This is a genomic window from Vibrio cincinnatiensis DSM 19608 (assembly GCF_900167345.1).
In the GTDB taxonomy this organism is placed as follows: domain Bacteria; phylum Pseudomonadota; class Gammaproteobacteria; order Enterobacterales; family Vibrionaceae; genus Vibrio; species Vibrio cincinnatiensis.
Genome location: NZ_FUXB01000021.1, coordinates 1 through 17,871 on the forward strand (window position 1 = coordinate 1; position 17,871 = coordinate 17,871).

At 44.9% G+C, this 17,871-nt stretch carries 21 protein-coding genes; 11 read left to right on the forward strand and 10 right to left on the reverse strand.

Going from position 1 to position 17,871, the window contains the following annotated elements:
- Nucleotides 1-464: 464 nt before the first annotated feature.
- Nucleotides 465-1,013: a gamma carbonic anhydrase family protein gene (locus B5D54_RS15435; protein ID WP_078927451.1), complete on the forward strand. Its 549-nt coding sequence runs from the start codon at nucleotides 465-467 to the stop codon at nucleotides 1,011-1,013.
- Here B5D54_RS15435 and B5D54_RS15440 read toward each other — a convergent pair.
- The 4 genes from B5D54_RS15440 to tsaC are packed head-to-tail and all read right to left on the reverse strand — an operon-like array spanning nucleotide 1,006 to nucleotide 3,658.
- A complete protein-coding gene (locus B5D54_RS15440) occupies nucleotides 1,006-1,272 on the reverse strand; it encodes a DUF1488 family protein (protein WP_078927452.1) in 267 nt (88 codons plus the stop codon). The genes B5D54_RS15435 and B5D54_RS15440 overlap by 8 nt on opposite strands.
- Nucleotides 1,269-2,105, reverse strand: a complete 837-nt coding sequence (gene aroE / locus B5D54_RS15445) for a shikimate dehydrogenase (RefSeq protein WP_078927453.1) — start codon at nucleotides 2,103-2,105, stop codon at nucleotides 1,269-1,271. Before aroE ends, B5D54_RS15440 begins: the two co-directional genes overlap by 4 nt.
- Before the next feature lie 58 nt (nucleotides 2,106-2,163).
- Entirely contained in the window at nucleotides 2,164-3,078 is a 915-nt protein-coding gene (gene hemF, locus B5D54_RS15450; RefSeq protein ID WP_078927454.1) for an oxygen-dependent coproporphyrinogen oxidase, read from the reverse strand.
- Between the two features lie 22 nt (nucleotides 3,079-3,100).
- The gene (gene tsaC, locus B5D54_RS15455) at nucleotides 3,101-3,658 is read right to left on the reverse strand and encodes an L-threonylcarbamoyladenylate synthase type 1 TsaC (RefSeq protein WP_078927455.1); all 558 of its coding nucleotides are present in this window, start codon (nucleotides 3,656-3,658) and stop codon (nucleotides 3,101-3,103) included.
- Between the two features lie 197 nt (nucleotides 3,659-3,855).
- Here tsaC and purE point away from each other — a divergent pair, with 197 nt between their 5' ends.
- Entirely contained in the window at nucleotides 3,856-4,341 is a 486-nt protein-coding gene (purE, locus tag B5D54_RS15460) for a 5-(carboxyamino)imidazole ribonucleotide mutase (protein WP_078927456.1), read from the forward strand.
- A gap of 3 nt (nucleotides 4,342-4,344) precedes the next feature.
- The gene (locus B5D54_RS15465) at nucleotides 4,345-5,472 is read left to right on the forward strand and encodes a 5-(carboxyamino)imidazole ribonucleotide synthase (RefSeq protein ID WP_078927457.1); all 1,128 of its coding nucleotides are present in this window, start codon (nucleotides 4,345-4,347) and stop codon (nucleotides 5,470-5,472) included.
- A gap of 64 nt (nucleotides 5,473-5,536) precedes the next feature.
- On the opposite strand, the gene B5D54_RS15470 is transcribed toward B5D54_RS15465, so the two are convergent.
- Genes B5D54_RS15470 through B5D54_RS15485 form a run of 4 tightly spaced genes read right to left on the reverse strand, consistent with a single transcriptional unit; the run spans nucleotide 5,537 to nucleotide 8,834 of the window.
- On the reverse strand, nucleotides 5,537-6,106 hold the full coding sequence (locus tag B5D54_RS15470; protein ID WP_078927458.1) for a DNA topoisomerase family protein: 570 nt from the start codon (nucleotides 6,104-6,106) through the stop codon (nucleotides 5,537-5,539).
- A gap of 5 nt (nucleotides 6,107-6,111) precedes the next feature.
- Nucleotides 6,112-6,585 (reverse strand): DUF494 family protein, encoded by a 474-nt coding sequence (locus B5D54_RS15475; RefSeq protein WP_078927459.1) that lies wholly within the window; start codon nucleotides 6,583-6,585, stop codon nucleotides 6,112-6,114.
- Nucleotides 6,582-7,706, reverse strand: coding sequence for a DNA-processing protein DprA (gene dprA, locus B5D54_RS15480; RefSeq protein WP_078927460.1), 1,125 nt, complete (start codon nucleotides 7,704-7,706; stop codon nucleotides 6,582-6,584). The genes B5D54_RS15475 and dprA overlap by 4 nt, the downstream gene beginning before the upstream one ends.
- 18 nt (nucleotides 7,707-7,724) lie before the next feature.
- Nucleotides 7,725-8,834 carry a LysM peptidoglycan-binding domain-containing protein gene (locus tag B5D54_RS15485; RefSeq protein WP_078927461.1) on the reverse strand — a complete coding sequence of 370 codons (1,110 nt, stop codon included), beginning with the start codon at nucleotides 8,832-8,834 and terminating at the stop codon, nucleotides 7,725-7,727.
- A gap of 139 nt (nucleotides 8,835-8,973) precedes the next feature.
- Here B5D54_RS15485 and def point away from each other — a divergent pair, with 139 nt between their 5' ends.
- Genes def through B5D54_RS15515 form a run of 6 tightly spaced genes read left to right on the forward strand, consistent with a single transcriptional unit; the run spans nucleotide 8,974 to nucleotide 15,242 of the window.
- Nucleotides 8,974-9,486 (forward strand): peptide deformylase, encoded by a 513-nt coding sequence (def, locus tag B5D54_RS15490; protein WP_206752144.1) that lies wholly within the window; start codon nucleotides 8,974-8,976, stop codon nucleotides 9,484-9,486.
- 19 nt (nucleotides 9,487-9,505) lie between these two features.
- Entirely contained in the window at nucleotides 9,506-10,453 is a 948-nt protein-coding gene (fmt, locus tag B5D54_RS15495; RefSeq protein ID WP_078927462.1) for a methionyl-tRNA formyltransferase, read from the forward strand.
- Between the two features lie 56 nt (nucleotides 10,454-10,509).
- Nucleotides 10,510-11,793 carry a 16S rRNA (cytosine(967)-C(5))-methyltransferase RsmB gene (gene rsmB / locus B5D54_RS15500; protein WP_078927463.1) on the forward strand — a complete coding sequence of 428 codons (1,284 nt, stop codon included), beginning with the start codon at nucleotides 10,510-10,512 and terminating at the stop codon, nucleotides 11,791-11,793.
- 48 nt (nucleotides 11,794-11,841) lie between these two features.
- Nucleotides 11,842-13,233 (forward strand): Trk system potassium transporter TrkA, encoded by a 1,392-nt coding sequence (gene trkA, locus B5D54_RS15505; RefSeq protein WP_303046253.1) that lies wholly within the window; start codon nucleotides 11,842-11,844, stop codon nucleotides 13,231-13,233.
- Between the two features lie 12 nt (nucleotides 13,234-13,245).
- On the forward strand, nucleotides 13,246-14,691 hold the full coding sequence (locus tag B5D54_RS15510) for a TrkH family potassium uptake protein (RefSeq protein WP_078927465.1): 1,446 nt from the start codon (nucleotides 13,246-13,248) through the stop codon (nucleotides 14,689-14,691).
- Nucleotides 14,692-14,699: 8 nt separating this feature from the next.
- Nucleotides 14,700-15,242: a DUF3157 family protein gene (locus B5D54_RS15515; RefSeq protein WP_078927466.1), complete on the forward strand. Its 543-nt coding sequence runs from the start codon at nucleotides 14,700-14,702 to the stop codon at nucleotides 15,240-15,242.
- A gap of 1 nt (nucleotide 15,243) precedes the next feature.
- Here the strand turns inward: B5D54_RS15515 and trhA are convergent, their stop codons facing one another.
- Nucleotides 15,244-15,888 carry a PAQR family membrane homeostasis protein TrhA gene (gene trhA / locus B5D54_RS15520; RefSeq protein WP_078927484.1) on the reverse strand — a complete coding sequence of 215 codons (645 nt, stop codon included), beginning with the start codon at nucleotides 15,886-15,888 and terminating at the stop codon, nucleotides 15,244-15,246.
- 84 nt (nucleotides 15,889-15,972) lie between these two features.
- Nucleotides 15,973-16,764, reverse strand: a complete 792-nt coding sequence (locus tag B5D54_RS15525) for a sporulation protein (RefSeq protein ID WP_078927467.1) — start codon at nucleotides 16,762-16,764, stop codon at nucleotides 15,973-15,975.
- 296 nt (nucleotides 16,765-17,060) lie between these two features.
- Here B5D54_RS15525 and B5D54_RS16980 point away from each other — a divergent pair, with 296 nt between their 5' ends.
- Together B5D54_RS16980 and B5D54_RS15530 are read left to right on the forward strand one after the other, a co-directional pair.
- Nucleotides 17,061-17,228, forward strand: a complete 168-nt coding sequence (locus B5D54_RS16980) for a hypothetical protein (protein WP_115174042.1) — start codon at nucleotides 17,061-17,063, stop codon at nucleotides 17,226-17,228.
- A gap of 184 nt (nucleotides 17,229-17,412) precedes the next feature.
- On the forward strand, nucleotides 17,413-17,679 hold the full coding sequence (locus B5D54_RS15530; RefSeq protein WP_078927468.1) for a YihD family protein: 267 nt from the start codon (nucleotides 17,413-17,415) through the stop codon (nucleotides 17,677-17,679).
- The last annotated feature ends 192 nt before the right edge of the window (nucleotides 17,680-17,871 follow it).

A 17,871-nucleotide genomic window follows, 5' to 3' on the forward strand; every position in this document is an offset into this window, starting at 1 on the left:
AAAGCTATTATCGTTCCAACAGAACGATAATGAATTGACTGTGCCAAAATCAAGTAAACTTGATTCTGATTGGTCACTCAGTTCATCGATAAATCTTTTTGATTATCATCAACGAGTGCCCACACAGATTGATTGGTTTAAATTGTTAAAGAGCGTTCTTACCGTTTGGCTTACACCGTATCGGAAGAGGCGGTAATTTTAGCGAGATAAACGTCGGTGTCAAACACTTTTTTACGTTTATTTTTGAGGTGTTACCCTTGTAAAATTACCTGCTGTTTGGGTTGGCACTGAGGCACTTTCCCGTGACAGCGAGGCGGCATTATAGAGATCGACATCACATTGGCAAGTGTTTTTTTATGCATTCCTTTCGACTGCGTATTTTTTACCCAAAGCACATCTTTTATCACTTAATTCGGGTTACACTTAGCTGAGAATAACGACATAAAAATAGATTAGGAGAAATAATGAGCTCGATTCGTTGTTATAAAGGTGCATCTCCCCAGATAGCTTCCCGTGTTTATATTGACCCATCTAGTGTTCTCGTCGGCGATATCACGATCGGTGATGATGCGAGTATTTGGCCTTTAGTGGCTGCTCGTGGTGATGTAAACCACATCTGTATTGGAAATCGTTCTAATATCCAAGATGGAAGCGTACTCCATGTCACACATAAAAATAGTGAGAATCCAAATGGCTATCCATTGTTGATCGGCAATGAAGTTACGGTTGGGCATAAAGTCATGCTTCATGGCTGTACGATTCAGGATCGAGTATTAATTGGGATGGGTTCCATTGTATTGGATGGTGCTGTGATTAGTAGTGATGTAATGATTGGCGCGGGTAGTTTAGTCCCACCCGGTAAAGTTTTAGAAAGTGGCTATCTCTATGTTGGGAGCCCCGCTAAACAGGTTCGTCCATTGACAGATAAAGAACGTGCATTTTTAGTCAAATCCGCAGACAACTATGTACAGACCAAGAATGATTATCTCAATGATGTAGAGGTGATCAACTGATCACCTCTACATTACCATATTGATTAAAGGCTTCTTCCTCAATCAACGCTTCAGCAAGCTCTTCGAGATCAAAACGTACTGTATCGAATACCGCAAGAGCTTGTTCTGGGCTATTGATGGCTTGTCCAGAATATTGAATTAATTGTTGAATAGAGATCTGACAAGAAATAAGAGCCCCGCCTTGCTGGGCTGGAAACTCGATAACGTGCAGCTTTTCATTCCAATGCTGAATATCTGGAAAAAGAATCGACTGATTCATATCTCTCCCGCTAGATTTTTTCTAAGTTCTCGCAAAATCTGTCTTGTTCCCGGACGTAGCCCTCGCCAGAGCATAAAGCTTTCAGCGGCTTGAGCCACCAACATACCTAACCCATCATAAGCATTAGCCGCACCTTGCTCTAACGCCCACTGGTTGAAAATAGTTTCCCCTTTACCATACATCATGTCATAAGCCACACTGGTGTGAGTAAAAATGGTTGACGGTAGTTTGGGCAATTCTCCCGCTAAGCTTGCCGAGGTAGAGTTGATGATAATATCAAAGCTGTGGTTGATTTCGTTCATCGCTTGCGCATCAACAGAACCAAATGGCGCAAAGTTTGCTGCTAACTGCTCGGCTTTACTGAATGTGCGGTTGGTAATGGTAATACGAGAAGGGTGTTGATCTAACAAAGGTTTTATTACGCCACGAGCCGCCCCCCCCGCGCCAATCAGTAAGATACGAGCGCCATCAAGAATGACCTGATTTTGTAATAAATCTTGGACTAACCCTTCACCATCAGTATTGTCTCCAATCACATCTCCATCATCGAGCTTTTTTAGAGTATTAACTGCTCCAGCCAGTTGAGCACGCTCAGTCAGACGATCGGCAAACTGGTAAGCCGCTTCCTTAAAAGGAACTGTAACATTGCACCCTTTTCCACCTTGTGAAAAAAATTGCTGCACTGCGGCTTGAAAGCCATCCACTGGAGCCAGTTCGGCAGTATAGATCATCTTCTGATTGGTTTGACGAGCAAACAACGTATGAATGAAAGGGGATTTACTGTGTCCGATAGGGTTACCAAACACAGCATAATGATCGTTATGAAAATCCATATTCTAGCCTATTTCGCAAAGGTCTCTGCTGAGACCGTATCATTGGGTCTGTTTTCTGTCACCACTCTTTCGGGACTAAAAACTCACTAAGCTTCGCTTCAGCACTTCCTTTCTCAGGCTGATAGTCATACTCCCAGCGTGCCAATGGTGGCATCGACATCAAGATAGACTCCGTCCGTCCGCCACTTTGTAGACCAAACAGTGTTCCACGGTCAAAAACTAAGTTAAATTCAACGTAACGACCACGTCGATAAAGTTGAAATTGTCGTTCACGTTCGCCATATAAGGTCTGTTTACGACGCTCAACAATGGGTAGGTAGGCTTGAGTATACCCCTCACCCACGGCTTTGATATAGTCAAAGCAGCGCTCAAAGCCCCAGTGATTGAGGTCATCAAAAAACAGTCCGCCTACCCCTCGTGTTTCTTCACGATGTGGCAGATAAAAATAAGTATCACACCAAGCTTTATGCTCACCGTAAACCTGTGAGCCAAACGGCTCACAGAGCCTTTTGGCCACCTGATGCCACTCTCGACAATCTTCTGCAAACGGATAATACGGGGTTAAATCAAAACCACCGCCGAACCACCATATCGGTGCTTCCCCCTCTTTTTCTGCAATAAAAAAACGCACATTCGCATGAGAGGTAGGAACGTAAGGGTTATGCGGATGCATCACAAGTGATACCCCCATCGCCTCAAACTGACGCCCCGCTAACTCTGGCCGATGAGCGGTTGCAGAAGCAGGCATCTGTTGACCTGTGACATGAGAAAAATTGACTCCCCCCTGCTCAAAGACTAGGCCATAACGCATCACTCGAGTCCGACCACCACCACCTAATCGCTCTCCGGGTTCACGATACCATTCATCTTCAACAAAAGTAGCCTTTCCATCCACAGTTTCCAATTGTTGGCAAATCGTCTCTTGAAGGTGGAGCAAAAAGTCTTTCACCGCTTGCTTATCAATTGTCGACATTATCTTATTCCTTTACTCCAGATCATCCTTGTCTCAGTACTTGCTGAGTTTTGGCATCTCGAATTTCACTTGGCTTATTTCTTCCCCCTGTTTTCCCATGTAACACAGCCGGTAGTTGATCACCGAACTGTTGTATCACCTCTTCAGTCGTCATACAGGAGGGAAGACCAGATAAGTTGGCACTGGTTGAGGTAATAGGCTTCCCATAAGCAAGGCATAGTTTTTGTACTAAGGGATGATCCGTGACTCGTACTGCAATCGTATCAAACTGACCACTTACCCATTTCGAGACTTGTGAACTGGCTGGCATAATCCAAGTCACTGGGCCGGGCCAAGTCAATTTAACCGCCATCAGTTGTTCATACGTGAGTTGGCTTTCATCAATATATGGAAGAAGTTGTTCATAGCTAGCGGCAATTAAAATTAAGCCTTTATCTACCGAACGCTGCTTTAATTGCAGTAATTTCTCAACCGCTTGAGGATTATCAGGATCACAACCAACCCCAAACACGCCTTCGGTTGGGTAAGCAATCACTTCACCAGTACGCAAGGAGTGTAATATCTGTTCAAAATTATCCAACGTGTATTCCTAAAAGTCGCAGGGGGTTTCACTTGAGCCTAAGTTTACAAATTATCAAGCCAGAGCGCTAAAGCAAATTAAGCATAAATTATGTCAATATCTTTTCTCTTTTACGCAAACGTTTGCTTGCAAAAAAAACTCCTCGTATAATGCGCACAAGCTCACTCACCTAACTACCAAGCTTAAAGGAATTTGAGATGAAAGTCGGCATTATCATGGGTTCAAAATCAGACTGGCCAACCATGAAACTGGCAGCAGAGATGCTTGATCAGTTTGGCATCGCTTACGAGACTAAAGTCGTTTCTGCCCATCGAACGCCTCATTTGTTAGCAGATTATGCCTCCAGTGCCAAAGAGCGTGGATTAAAAGTGATTATTGCTGGAGCCGGAGGCGCCGCTCACTTACCCGGTATGGCTGCAGCCTTTACCGCTCTTCCTGTCTTGGGTGTACCCGTTCAGTCACGCGCACTTTCGGGGTTAGACTCTCTCTATTCAATTGTCCAAATGCCAAAAGGCATTGCGGTCGGCACACTGGCTATTGGTGAAGCTGGAGCCGCTAATGCTGGTCTACTAGCGGCACAAATCATCGGCACTCATGATGAAAGTGTCATGGCAAAGGTAGAAGCCTTTCGTGCGGCACAAACCCAAGCGGTACTCGCTAACCCTAACCCAGCCGAGGAATAATTCATGCATGTATTGGTGTTAGGTTCGGGTCAACTCGCCCGCATGATGTCTCTCGCTGGAGCGCCACTGAACATCACACTTTCAGCCTTTGATGTAACCAGTAACCATGTTGTCCACCCATTAACACAAACGATAATCGGACACGGTTTACCACAAGCGATTGAGCAAGCTGACATCATCACCGCTGAGTTTGAACATATTCCTCATGATGTACTCGCCGTCTGTGAGCAGAGTGGTAAATTCCAGCCCACCACTGAAGCGATTAAGGCAGGAGGGGATCGTCGCCTTGAGAAAGCCTTACTGGATCAAGCGGGTGTACGAAATGCACCTTACGCTGTCATCAATAACCGCCAAGACTTTGCTACTGCCATTGAAAAAATCGGTCTGCCGATGGTGTTGAAAAGCGCCTTAGGCGGCTACGATGGTAAAGGTCAATGGCGCTTGAAAGCCAGTGATGATGTCGAGCGTATTTGGGCTGAAATGGCACAATGTTTAGCCAGCGCCGAAAATCAAGCCATTGTCGCCGAACAGTTTATTCCCTTTGATCGAGAAGTCTCCTTAGTTGGCGCTCGTGGTCGAGATGGGAATATTGCCGTTTACCCTCTTGCTGAAAATATTCATGTTGATGGGGTATTGAGCTTATCAACTGCCATTGATGCCCCTCAATTGCAAGCACAAGCACAAGTGATGTTTAAAGCGGTTGCTGAAAATCTCGACTATATCGGTGTTCTGGCCTTAGAGTTTTTTGATATGCAGGGAAGCTTGTTGGTCAATGAAATTGCGCCACGGGTACATAACTCGGGTCACTGGACTCAACAGGGTGCCGAAGTCTGTCAATTTGAGAATCACCTGCGTGCTGTCTGCGGTTTACCTTTAGGTAGCACTAAGTTGGTTCGAGAAACCGCCATGATCAATATTCTCGGTGAAGATAGCTTGCCTAATGAACTGCTGGCGATGGAAGGCTGCCATATTCATTGGTATGGAAAAGAGAAACGCGCAGGAAGAAAAATGGGACACATTAATGTCACCGCCGATTATTCTGGGGAGCTCGATCGTAAACTAAATCAATTAGCGACCATACTCGACCCCATCTGCTTCCCTGCCCTACAAAAACGTAGCTCTTCTGTTTAACACAAATGGGTTTTTCGCTATCTAGCGATTGCCCTAAAAAAATTAACGACGCTTTATTGCGTCGTTAATCATTTTGGAGATGAGCACACTTCTTATCTGCACATTGATATTTAGTTCCACTTGCCAATTTTTTTTCCATTAATAATGGAAAACCGCACCGCTCACATACCCCAGCAGCAGGGGGTTGATTAAGCGCATACTTACATTTAGGAAAAGCATCGCACGCATAGAAGGTTTTACCAAAACGGGATTTTCGCTCAACTAAATGCCCTTTATGGCATTCCGGACAAGTGAGTAACGACTCCGATTTCTGATTTTGTTCATCGTTATCTAGCGATTCAATATGCCGGCAATCTGGGTAAGAGCTACAACCAATAAACATGCCAAACCGCCCCTGCCTAAGTACTAGCTCATGCCCACATTCCGGACAAGGAACGCCTAACTCTTTAATGATATGACCATCATTCTGATGAAGCGGTTTTATATAGTCGCATTGTGGATAATGGCTACAACCTAGAAAAGGACCATGCTTAGCGCGGCGAAGCTGTAACTCCCCACCGCACAAAGGACAAGGCTCATGAGTTAACGCCTGCTCATGAGCAGAAAATAAAGTAGGATCAATTTTATTGCTCATATCAATTAATGCAAAATACCCTGTTCTTTACTGTACAGAAGCTCTTCCATCAAGGTATAAGCATTCTCATTGCCAGGGACATTAAACAGCACCATCAGAATAATCCATTTGAGATCATCTAATTCAAACTCATTGGTTTCTAATCCCATCACTCGATCGATCACCATCTCACGAGTTTCTGACGTTAATACCTGAATTTGCTCAAGAAACAACAAAAAACCACGTGCTTCAAGATCGAGCCGCTCCATCTCTTGAGCTGTATATACCCGCATTGAAGTCGCTGCACAGGTTGCCATCGCTGAATGCGCATCACTTTGTTGCAATGCAGCCAGCTCTTCTAACCAATGGAGGGCTTTATAAATCTCTTTCTGGTGAAATCCCGCTCGAAGTAACTCATCTTCAAGCTCATCTTGATCCACTTGCAACTCAGCATCGCTATGGATATACGTTTCAAACAGATACATCAAAATATCCATCATAGCTTGCCCCTCCCCTTACGAATATAGCCACCGGAAACTGCAACAACGTGCCCTAAAAGCTCAAGCTCTAAGAGCTGCATCATGACTTCTTGTACAGGGATATGGGTCCGCTGTGCAAGAATATCAACGGGTGTCGCTTCTACTCCTACGTTAGCTAACAGCTCGGGAAATGGCAATTCTTCTTGACCATTTGATGGAGAAAAAAGGTCTTCTTGAGCGGAAATGGCAGATTTTTGTGACCAATGAGTCAGCAAAGTGATTTCAGCGAGAATATCGTCCACCGTTTGAACAAGACAAGCTCCCTGCTGAATAAGACGGTTACTCCCCTGAAAATTGGTGATATGTATTGGGCCTGGAACCACAAAAACGTCTCGTCCTTGCTCCAAAGCATAGCGAGCAGTAATCAGTGAACCGCTTTTTTCAGCGGCTTCAACCACTAAGACCCCTAATGATAAGCCACTAATAATACGGTTACGCCGCGGGAAATATTCTGGCCTTGGTTTTGTATTAGGACGAAATTCAGAGACTAAAGCTCCATCGGCTTTTATTCGCTCAGCTAAGGATTGATGCCTCGTCGGATAAATACATTCGAGCCCCGAACCTAAAACCGCAATGGTTGACCCTGACGCTTTTAGAGCCCCATCGTGCGCATAACCGTCAATTCCTAGAGCAAGCCCACTGGTAACCGTGAGGTCATGTTCCACTAATTGCGAAGCAAAATGTTGGGCAATGTACCGACTATCTATCGTTGCATCTCGACTACCGACAATCGCAATTTGTGGGTTCACAAGAGTCGAACATCGCCCTTCTACAAACAAGACTTTCGGTGGAGATGCGACCTCACGCAATAAAGGGGGATAGCGCGAATCATCATACAGAGCAATAATATGTCGCCCAGCCTCTTTCGATTGCCACTCTAAACAAGCTTCAACCTCTCGCTTAGCCTGATGCATCAAATAATCCACTTGATCTGGCTTCAGTCCTAAAGCTAACCACTGCTGAGAGGAATAATCGAACATGTTTGCCAGAGAGTCTAAGCTCAACAATCGCGTAATCATCTTCTGCGTTAGCTTCGGTGTAAAGCTTAAAGCGAGCCAGGCACAGAGATCTTTGTGTTGCATTGATTTCGCCAAATCAATTTACGGAACAGAAGCAACCGAGGAAGCAATCTCTTCATCGTGAATAGGAGAGAATACCAATACAGTGTGATCAATCGGTGCCTCACTGTTCGTCACTAAAGCTAGGCTAAATGCATCATAAGGACGAATGACCATTAAGGTACCCACTTTGCGTTGTGGTAGATTAATCGGTTCTCCACGATTCGACTTGTAGCTATATCCTTCTTTATCTTGATAAACGGTTGCACCCTGTTGGTACAGCTCAAACATACTGCCTTGCATCAATCCATCATCTTTACCGTGATCAATTACAACAACCTGATTTTTTGCTGCATATTGACTTCCTTCCAGCGTCCCTAAAATGGTTGCTTGAACTCCCTGTGGCGCAGGCCTAGGAAAGAAAGAGGTGGATAAATTCAGTTGATTCAATCCCACTTCAGCGAGAGCGAGATCATTGACCATGATTTCTTGCGCGAATTGATGAATGGAAAGTGCGGTGACTTGTTCTTGACTTTCCAATCGCTCAGCCGTCGCTAATAAACGCAGTGCAACCATTCTCTTATCACCACGCTCAAATGAGTTCATTGGACGGTAAAGCCCCCATTGAGCATGGCTAGACTCTCCAGAAATATAGACCGTATCTTGTTTGGTTAAATACTGCCGCCCATCGTTCGAACCTAACACGCGTGGGCTTTGTGCAATTTCTGTCTCTTCAATCAGACGATCCGACAATAAATAAGGCAGCAATAATCCCTCTTCAACTGTTGGTAATGATTGCTTTTCCTGTAAGCGTACTTTTGGGCTTAACTTAACCATAGGTTTCAAACTTAACACGGGTTGCCCGTCGCGCCACACGAGTGTTAGTTTATCTCCCGGATAAATAAGGTGAGGGTTGTCTATTTCTGGATTCACTTGCCAAAGTCTTGGCCATAACCAAGGGCTATCAAGATATAGCGCTGAAATATCCCATAAGGTATCGCCTTTCACCACAATGTACGTTTTCGGTGCATCCCTCTTCACAGCCAAAACCGTAGGCTCACTAGCCAAGGCTGAAACATGAGCACTGAGAGAGATAAACAGCATACTGAAGGTAAGTGCTGTTCGGCGATAGTAACGAATAAATACGTTCATGACCTTGCTTCCTTGGCCGGTAGATAACAGAGGGTTTGCTATAAATGTTGCTCGATGCTGTCATTTAGGTCATAAAATGTCTAGAATTGAGCCAACCAGCATTAAGCTGTTTCGGCACAGTTCAATATTTCGAGTGTATATGTCTGTATTACAAGTATTAACATTTCCAGATGATCGTCTTCGCACCGTTGCTAAGCCGGTCGACAAAGTCACGCCTGAAATTCAAAAAATCGTCGATGACATGTTAGACACCATGTATGACGAAGAAGGCATTGGTTTGGCGGCAACACAAGTAGATATCCATCAACGCATCGTGGTGATTGATATTTCAGAAACCCGCGATCAACCTATGGTCCTGATCAATCCACAAATTTTAGAAAAGCGTGGTGAAGACGGTATTGAAGAAGGGTGTTTATCTGTCCCTGGCGCGCGGGCTCTTGTGCCTCGAGCAGCAGAGGTCACAGTGAAAGCGCTCAACCGAGAAGGTGAAGAGTTCACCTTTGATGCCGATGATTTGCTGGCCATTTGTGTTCAACATGAGCTTGATCACTTAGAAGGCAAACTGTTTGTCGACTATTTGTCGCCATTAAAGCGCAAACGCATCAAAGAGAAGTTGGAAAAAATTAAGCGTTTCAACGAGAAAAATCAATAACTCGAATAGAGAGGTTACCTTGAGCCAATCATTACGTATTGTCTTTGCAGGTACTCCGGATTTCGCCGCCCGTCATTTGGCGGCGTTGTTGTCTTCGGAGCACGAAGTGATTGCGGTCTATACTCAACCAGATCGCCCTGCAGGGCGAGGAAAGAAGTTGACGGCTAGCCCGGTAAAACAGATTGCGATTGAACATCATATTCCAGTCTATCAACCTGAAAATTTTAAGTCTGATGAAGCCAAGCAACAATTTGCTGAGCTCAATGCTGACTTAATGGTGGTCGTCGCTTATGGGCTATTATTACCAAAGGCGGTGCTCGACCTCCCTAAATTGGGGTGCATTAACGTACACGGCTCTATTTTGCCCCGCTGGCGTGGAGCGGCTCCGATTCAACGCTCAATCTGGGCGGGAGACCAAGAAACAGGGGTCACAATTATGCAAATGGATGTCGGCCTTGATACGGGGGATATGTTAAAAATTGCGACCCTGCCTATCTCAGAGACAGACACCAGTGCTTCTATGTACGAAAAATTAGCGGCGCTAGGTCCACACGCATTGATTGACTGCCTTACGGATATTGCCAACGGTACGACTCAACCAGTCAAGCAAGATGATGACAAAGCCAATTACGCCCAGAAACTGAGTAAAGAAGAAGCGAAAATCGATTGGACACAAGAAGCCGCCTGTATCGAACGCTGCGTACGTGCTTTTAACCCTTGGCCCATGAGTCATTTCGGTGTCGCTGACAATACGATAAAAGTATGGCAAAGCCGAGTAGATCCTCGAGCTTGTGATCAAGCACCGGGGACGATTATTCAAGCAGACAAATCCGGCATTTATGTTGCCACAGGCAACGGCTTACTGGTTCTTGAACAATTGCAAGTACCTGGAAAAAAAGCCATGCCAGTGCAGGATATTCTCAATGCTCGTGCAAGTTGGTTTGAAGTTGGTAGCCAACTCAGTTAAACCTTAACGAGGGCAGAGATGCCCTCATTATTTTTATTTTCAATTCGGTATTGCTCATGAATGTTCGCGCTGCGGCAGCCAATGTATTGTTTCAAGTGGTTGATAAAGGCCACTCTCTTTCGCACGCTCTTCCAGCGGCACAGAAAACGATTCGTCCAAGAGACTATGCGCTTTTACAAGAAATTTGCTATGGCGCATTGCGTTATTTACCACGCTTAGAATCCATTGCCAATGAACTAATGGATAACCCATTAAAAGGTAAGAAACGCGTTTTTCACCATCTTATTTTAGTGGGTATTTACCAACTCAGTTTTATGCGCATTCCCTCCCATGCTGCGGTTGCCGAGACGGTTGAAGGAACAAAAACACTGCGAGGAAGTAACTTAAGCGGCTTAATTAATGCCGTTTTACGCAGCTATTTACGAGATCAGGAAACGTTAGATGCCATCTCCGTTAGTCATAATGCGGGTAAATATGGCCATCCCAGTTGGTTACTCAAGCTATTACAAGAAGCGTATCGACAGCAATGGGAACAGATTATTGAAGCCAATAACAGTAAAGCTCCCATGTGGCTACGTGTTAACCGCCAATATCACACCAGAGATGAATATCTTACACTGCTAGAAAATGAAAACATTGAATTCACCGTGCACACTCAAGCCTCTGACGCCATAAAATTAGCCTCTCCTTGCGATGTCAGCGTATTGCCTGGTTTTGATAAAGGGTGGGTGTCTGTACAAGATGCCGCCGCCCAACTAGCCGTTGACTACTTACAGCCTCAAGAAGGGGAGTTGATTTTAGATTGCTGCGCCGCGCCAGGGGGTAAAACCGCACACATTTTAGAACATACTAAAGATACTGAAGTGGTGGCAATCGATAGTGATCCAAAACGTCTTGAAAGAGTCTATGACAATCTAGAGCGACTGCAATTGCGTGCCGATGTGATTTGTGGTGACGCTCGCTACCCCGAAGAGTGGTGGCAAGGAGAGCAATTTGATCGTATTTTGCTTGATGCTCCTTGCTCAGCAACGGGTGTCATTCGTCGTCATCCTGATATTAAGTGGCTACGTCGTGGGAGCGATATTGAGGCATTGGCTCAATTACAAAGTGAAATTCTGGATGCGATGTGGAAACAGTTAAAAGTCGGTGGCACTATGGTTTATGCCACCTGTTCGATTACACCACAAGAAAACAGCGAGCAGATAAAAGCATTTTTAGCGCGGACCACCAATGCACAATTAGTAGGATCGGATCCCAGCCAACCGGGAAGACAAATATTACCGGGCGAAGAAGATATGGACGGTTTTTACTACGCCGTTCTCCACAAACAAGCATCATAGAGTCTGCACATTATCAACCAGATTTCATTGGCGGTTGATGGGTGAATAATAAGAGTACAAGGTATGAAAATCATCATTCTTGGTGCCGGGCAAGTTGGGGGCACACTCGCTGAGAACTTAGTCGGTGAGAACAACGACATTACCGTTGTCGATAAAAGTTCAGAACGGTTACGTGAGTTACAAGATAAATACGACTTACGAGTAGTTAATGGTCACGCAAGCCATCCCAATGTATTAAGGGAAGCAGGTGCACAAGACGCGGATATGTTGGTTGCAGTAACCAATACCGATGAAACCAACATGGCCGCATGCCAAGTGGCCTTTACCCTTTTTAATACCCCGAACCGAGTGGCTCGTATTCGTTCCCCTGAATATTTGCAAGAAAAAGAAGCCTTATTTCAATCTGGTGCTGTTCCTGTTGATCACCTAATCGCCCCTGAAGAGTTAGTCACTAGCTATATCGAGCGTTTAGTGCAATATCCTGGCGCACTGCAAGTGGTAAGTTTTGCGCAGGAAAAAGTGAGTTTGGTGGCCGTTAAAGCCTACTATGGCGGACCTTTGGTTGGGAATGCGTTATCCGCCCTACGTGAACACATGCCACATATTGATACCCGTGTTGCTGCCATATTCCGCCAAGGTCGCCCCATTCGTCCACAAGGCACCACCATTATTGAAGCCGATGATGAGGTATTTTTTGTTGCTGCTAGTAACCATATTCGCTCAGTCATGAGTGAATTACAGCGGCTAGAAAAACCGTATCGTCGTCTCATGATTGTAGGCGGTGGCAATATTGGCTCCAGTTTAGCGAAACGTTTAGAGCATACCTATAGCGTGAAGCTCATTGAACGTGATTACCAACGAGCCGAACAACTTTCTGAAGAGTTAGAAAACACCATTGTTTTTTGTGGTGATGCTGCCGATCAAGAACTGCTTTCTGAAGAAAATATTGATCAAGTTGATGTGTTCATTGCACTCACCAATGAAGATGAAACCAATATTATGTCGGCCATGCTTGCTAAACGTATGGGCGCGAAAAAAGTGATGGTACTGATCCAACGCAGTGCCTATGTTGACCTTGTTCAAGGTGGAGTAATTGACGTAGCCATTTCGCCACAACAAGCCACCATTTCGGCATTGCTTACTCATGTTCGTCGTGCTGACATTGTCAACGTGTCATCGCTACGTCGTGGAGCAGCAGAAGCGATCGAAGCCATTGCCCATGGCGATGAAACAACATCCAAAGTGGTAGGACGAACCGTGGGAGAAATCAAACTCCCACCAGGTGCCACCATTGGTGCAATCGTGCGCGGTGAAGAAGTGCTGATTGCTCATGATAGAACCATTATTGAACAAGACGACCACGTTGTGATGTTCTTAGTTGATAAAAAATACGTGCCTGACGTGGAAAGCTTATTCCAGCCAAGCCCCTTTTTCTTATAGGTAACTGGCGTTATGCTGAATATACGCCCAATCTTATTCGTTATCGGGCTAGTGCTGTCTAAACTCGCCCTATTCATGTACATCCCCACCTTGGTTGCCTTTGTCAGCGGCACCGAGGGGTTCATCGAATTCGCCCAAGCCGTTATCATCACACACATAATGGCCTTTTTCTGTTTAACGCTGGGACGAACCGCAACCTTTCGCCTCAACGTGCGGGATATGTTCCTCATCACCAGTTTGGTCTGGACCATTGCCAGTGCTTTTGCTGCCCTGCCTTTTGTCTTCATCAACCACATCAGTTTTACCGATGCTTATTTTGAAACGATGTCTGGTATCACCACAACAGGTTCAACAGTATTGAGTGGGTTAGATGATATGGCTCCTAGCATTTTACTCTGGCGCTCTATTTTACAATGGTTAGGAGGGGTCGGCTTTATTGTGATGGCCGTGGCAGTCTTGCCCATGTTGAACGTGGGCGGCATGAAACTATTCCAAACTGAATCATCCGATTGGTCTGACAAAAGCAGCCCACGAGCCAAAACGGTTGCCAAAAACATTGTGGCTGTGTATCTCATTTTAACGGGGATGTGTATTGTTGGTTATATGCTCACAGGCATGGGCCTTTTTGATGCCATTAATCACGCTTTTACCACCCTATCCACTGGCGGATACTCAACCTCTGATGGTTCGATGAACCATTTCTCAAACGGAGCCCATTGGGTAGCGACGCTCTTTATGTTTTTAGGTGGGCTGCCTTTTCTACTCTTCGTTTCTGCGTTACGAAAACGTCGTATTCAAGAATTATTAACCGATGCGCAAGTGAAAGGGTTTTTCCTACTTTTCATGATTACCAGCGGAGTGGTTGCGGTATGGCTGACGCTTCATAATGATTATTCGGTATTGGATGCACTACGGGTTTCCATGTTTAACATCGTCTCCGTTGTCACCACAACCGGATTCGGCTTAGATGACTTTACCGCATGGGGTGCCCTGCCCACGACATTATTTGCTTTCTTGATGATGTCTGGTGCTTGTTCAGGTTCAACCTCCGGCGGGATTAAAGTCTTTCGCTTCCAAATTGGCTTTGCCTTGCTCAATAAGCAAATGATGAAACTGATTCATCCTTCAGGTGTGTTTGTACAGCGTTATAATCAACGCCCTGTTAATGAAGATATTGTTCGCTCGGTCATCGCTTTTGGATTAACGTTTTTTATTACTATTATTGTGATTGCGGGCTCACTCTCCGCCATGGGGCTTGATCCCATCACCAGTATTTCAGGTGCGATTACCGCAGTGGCAAACGTAGGACCGGGAATTGGCAGCGTGATAGGACCATCTGGTAATTTTGCTCCCCTACCAGATGCAGCTAAATGGATACTCAGTTTAGGCATGCTGATGGGGCGACTCGAAATTCTTACCATTTTAGTGCTATTTTTCCCCGCTTTTTGGCGACGCTAAGGAGAAACATGAAATACCTACTTTCAATAATTCTGGCCTGCTGGTTTCCTCTCGTCACAGCCGCAGAAGTGGTGACGCTCAAAGATGGTCGCCAAATTCAGCTAAATGATGACTTTACTTGGCATTATTTGGCCTTAAGAACAACCCCAGAGTCAACCTCAATCCAGCCAACTGCGGCACCGCTGATCACCACGAAACGATATAAGGTGGAACTTAATGACCATAAACCTAGCTTACAGATCAGTGAGTCCGGAATAGACATCGTATTCGGCAGTGCCCGTTATCGTGATGGAAAACTTATTTTACCCACAGCGATCACGAACCAAAGCACCCAATCGGTAATTAATATTCGCCTAGCGGTAACCATTTGGGACGAACAAGGGGTTGAGCTGACTCAACAAACTGTCACCATCTGGCAATCGATCAAACGCATGGCTGACACCTACCTTCGCCCCAAATCATCGGTAGCAGGTAAAGCGATTGAAGTTGATGTTCCTTTTGCGGAACGTTATCAGCTAATGGTCACCATTTCTCAGCTAGAAACTCGATAAATTACATCGGTTCAACATACCAGTAGATTGCCAGAAAATGACATACGCATCCCGCTAACACGAATCCATGCCAAATCGCATGATTGTAAGGGATGCGTTTTGCAACATAGAAAATCACCCCAAGCGAATACACAATTCCACCGAGCGCTAATAAGGTCACCCCACCCACATCAAGATGAAGAACAAGCTGATAGATCACAATGAGCGATAACCACCCCATCACAAGATAACTCACTAGTGAGAATTTCTTAAAGCGAGACATAAAGGCAACTTTCATAATGATGCCGAACAAAGCGATAGACCAAATCACCATCATCAAACTAATCGCCAACGGCGTACGTAAGCTGACCAACAAAAATGGCGTATAGCTCCCAGCAATGAGCAAATAAATGGCACAATGATCAAAGACCTTAAGCCAATGTTTAACCCGTTGTTGAGAAATGGAGTGATAAAGTGTCGAAGCCAAAAATAAGAGAATAACACTCCCACCATAAAGGCCCATGCTGGTAATTGTGAGAAGATCGGCTCGATGATCAACCGCTTTTATTAATAGCAACACTAAGCCGATAATGCCTAATAGCAACCCAATACCATGACTGATGGCATTCGCAATTTCTTCTTTTGTGCTGTATTGACTGGAAGACATAATGGTGCCCATATTGAGTCATCTCGTAGCCCTCAGTATGGCACATCAAACTTACACGTGTAAGCTGAAAAGTGTAAATTCTAATTAAGTGGCTGAATCTAAAAACGCCAATACTTTTTCTCCCGCTTGCTGAGGAGACAAAGTTGAACTTAAGGTCAGTTGCCTAGTAAGCTGTCCCGTTCCCAATAGATTAGCGAGCATTCCTGTTGCGCCACGCTGATAACGGTCAATTTCAAACCACAGTTGTAACGAGTGCCGATCCCGATAAGCGACGATCTCTAATTCTCGCCAACGTCCATGAAATGGGCCATCGATGGGAACAAATTCAAATTCTTGCACAAAAGGAGATTCAAACCCTTCGGCCGCCTCACACTCAACCTGACGTAAACGTAAACCTTGCTGCTCTAAAGCGGTAAAAATGCCTTCCATTAAAGGTTCAGGCCTAACTGTTAACGTATCTTTATCACTAGGATCTCGAGCGAGCGCGACCGCCAGCCCCGTATCTAGCCAAACTTGCGAGTCACCAATCGTAACCGGCGTATTCCACGGCACCTGTAGTTCAATGTCAAAATCACGCGTCTCCCCAGTACTAATCGTAAAAGCGTAAGGTAAAGACCAATGAGCCAGAACATGAGTTTGAGGAATACGTCGTAAAGGATGACCAGATGGTTGGCCCCTTTCCTGTGGCGCTTCAGCAATATATCGGCAGCACAACTTCAGTTCGATATTATCAACCCATTGCTCAGAGGAGCCACCATAAACATGAATAGTCACTTTGACACTCTGCCCGGGAAAAAGAACCTCCTGATGTAATACCGAATCGACTTTTGCTGAGCCAATACCAAAGCTGGCTAAGGTTTTCTTGAGCAATGACATAGGTTCCCTCCTCACTCCGTTTTTTTCTCATCCATCATCGTAAAAGACAACACCACCAGCGACACTTTCACACAATTTCTTCACTTATTTAACAGAAAGACGGTTTAACTATCGATCAATGACTCGGTTAATGTTAGTCTATCTACGATATGCAAGCATATCATTATTCCTAAATAACTATTTGGATTGGCATCGCCAGAATGAGCACTCCTTCGCCGCAGAGCGTGTGAAGATTAACTCATAGTTATTTAGGCCATAACATCGGCAATGGATGTGCCTGACCGTTAGGTAAATGAATGCGCCCAACAACTGTCAGGTTTTCGCACACGAACCGTAGTGCAATGCGCCGTCGTAGTGGTTTTGCTACTGCTCCGATTGCAAAAAAAATCGCGTCTGCCTCCACTCTTGTGGAAAAAAATGCGTTAATCGCATCGCCAGAAACAAAAGTGGTTAAAGCCGCTTAAGTTAAAAAGCGCAGTTTAAACTGCGCTTTTTTCTTTACCACACTCCCTTGCGAACAAAAGAAGCTAAATCCATCCATTCCACCAAGTCCGAACCTAAGTATTCCAGAAACTAGGAGGTTATTGGTATTCTCTATTCAATTTGCTATCTTTATCAAAAAACCATTACAAGAATAGGGAGAAAGCGATGCAATGCCATCGAATTGAAGAGTTACTTGCGCTATTAGAACCGGAATGGCAAAAAGCGTCAGAACTCAATTTAGTCCAGTTTATTGCTCAATTAGCTCAAGAAGCTGGGTATAAAGGAGCATTAGAAGCACTCACCGATGACGTGCTGATTTATCATCTTAAAATGCGTAATAGCAGTAAAGAGGCGGTTATTCCCGGTATTAAAAAAGATTATGAAGATGATTTTAAAAGTGCCATTTTACGAGCACGAGGTATTATTAAGTAATCCCTTTTAAGCAGCCATCGGCTGCTTTTTATCCCTTCCTGCGCACCGCTCAATCTCCCCCCCCTTTTATTGTTAAATCTTGATTGCGTTAAAGAAACAAAAACGTTACCAATGCTATAATTTCACACCTTATTCCCATACACTGCTCAGTGAAGCTGCAATGTTAAAGAGTGTAAACATAAGAAGTTGCAC

What these genes read in the sequence shown, in the direction of transcription:
- B5D54_RS15440 (WP_078927452.1), bottom strand. Translation starts at nt 1,272, where the DNA reads ATGAATCAGTCGATTCTTTTTCCAGATATTCAGCATTGGAATGAAAAG.
- purE (WP_078927456.1), top strand. Translation starts at nt 3,856, where the DNA reads ATGAAAGTCGGCATTATCATGGGTTCAAAATCAGACTGGCCAACCATG.
- aroE (WP_078927453.1), bottom strand. Translation starts at nt 2,105, where the DNA reads ATGGATTTTCATAACGATCATTATGCTGTGTTTGGTAACCCTATCGGA.
- B5D54_RS15470 (WP_078927458.1), bottom strand. Translation starts at nt 6,106, where the DNA reads ATGAGCAATAAAATTGATCCTACTTTATTTTCTGCTCATGAGCAGGCG.
- trhA (WP_078927484.1), bottom strand. Translation starts at nt 15,888, where the DNA reads ATGTCTTCCAGTCAATACAGCACAAAAGAAGAAATTGCGAATGCCATC.
- def (WP_206752144.1), top strand. Translation starts at nt 8,974, where the DNA reads ATGTCTGTATTACAAGTATTAACATTTCCAGATGATCGTCTTCGCACC.
- B5D54_RS16980 (WP_115174042.1), top strand. Translation starts at nt 17,061, where the DNA reads ATGCGCCCAACAACTGTCAGGTTTTCGCACACGAACCGTAGTGCAATG.
- dprA (WP_078927460.1), bottom strand. Translation starts at nt 7,706, where the DNA reads ATGCAACACAAAGATCTCTGTGCCTGGCTCGCTTTAAGCTTTACACCG.
- B5D54_RS15475 (WP_078927459.1), bottom strand. Translation starts at nt 6,585, where the DNA reads ATGATGGATATTTTGATGTATCTGTTTGAAACGTATATCCATAGCGAT.
- rsmB (WP_078927463.1), top strand. Translation starts at nt 10,510, where the DNA reads ATGAATGTTCGCGCTGCGGCAGCCAATGTATTGTTTCAAGTGGTTGAT.
- B5D54_RS15525 (WP_078927467.1), bottom strand. Translation starts at nt 16,764, where the DNA reads ATGTCATTGCTCAAGAAAACCTTAGCCAGCTTTGGTATTGGCTCAGCA.
- B5D54_RS15515 (WP_078927466.1), top strand. Translation starts at nt 14,700, where the DNA reads ATGAAATACCTACTTTCAATAATTCTGGCCTGCTGGTTTCCTCTCGTC.
- hemF (WP_078927454.1), bottom strand. Translation starts at nt 3,078, where the DNA reads ATGTCGACAATTGATAAGCAAGCGGTGAAAGACTTTTTGCTCCACCTT.
- B5D54_RS15530 (WP_078927468.1), top strand. Translation starts at nt 17,413, where the DNA reads ATGCAATGCCATCGAATTGAAGAGTTACTTGCGCTATTAGAACCGGAA.
- B5D54_RS15435 (WP_078927451.1), top strand. Translation starts at nt 465, where the DNA reads ATGAGCTCGATTCGTTGTTATAAAGGTGCATCTCCCCAGATAGCTTCC.
- B5D54_RS15485 (WP_078927461.1), bottom strand. Translation starts at nt 8,834, where the DNA reads ATGAACGTATTTATTCGTTACTATCGCCGAACAGCACTTACCTTCAGT.
- B5D54_RS15465 (WP_078927457.1), top strand. Translation starts at nt 4,345, where the DNA reads ATGCATGTATTGGTGTTAGGTTCGGGTCAACTCGCCCGCATGATGTCT.
- B5D54_RS15510 (WP_078927465.1), top strand. Translation starts at nt 13,246, where the DNA reads ATGCTGAATATACGCCCAATCTTATTCGTTATCGGGCTAGTGCTGTCT.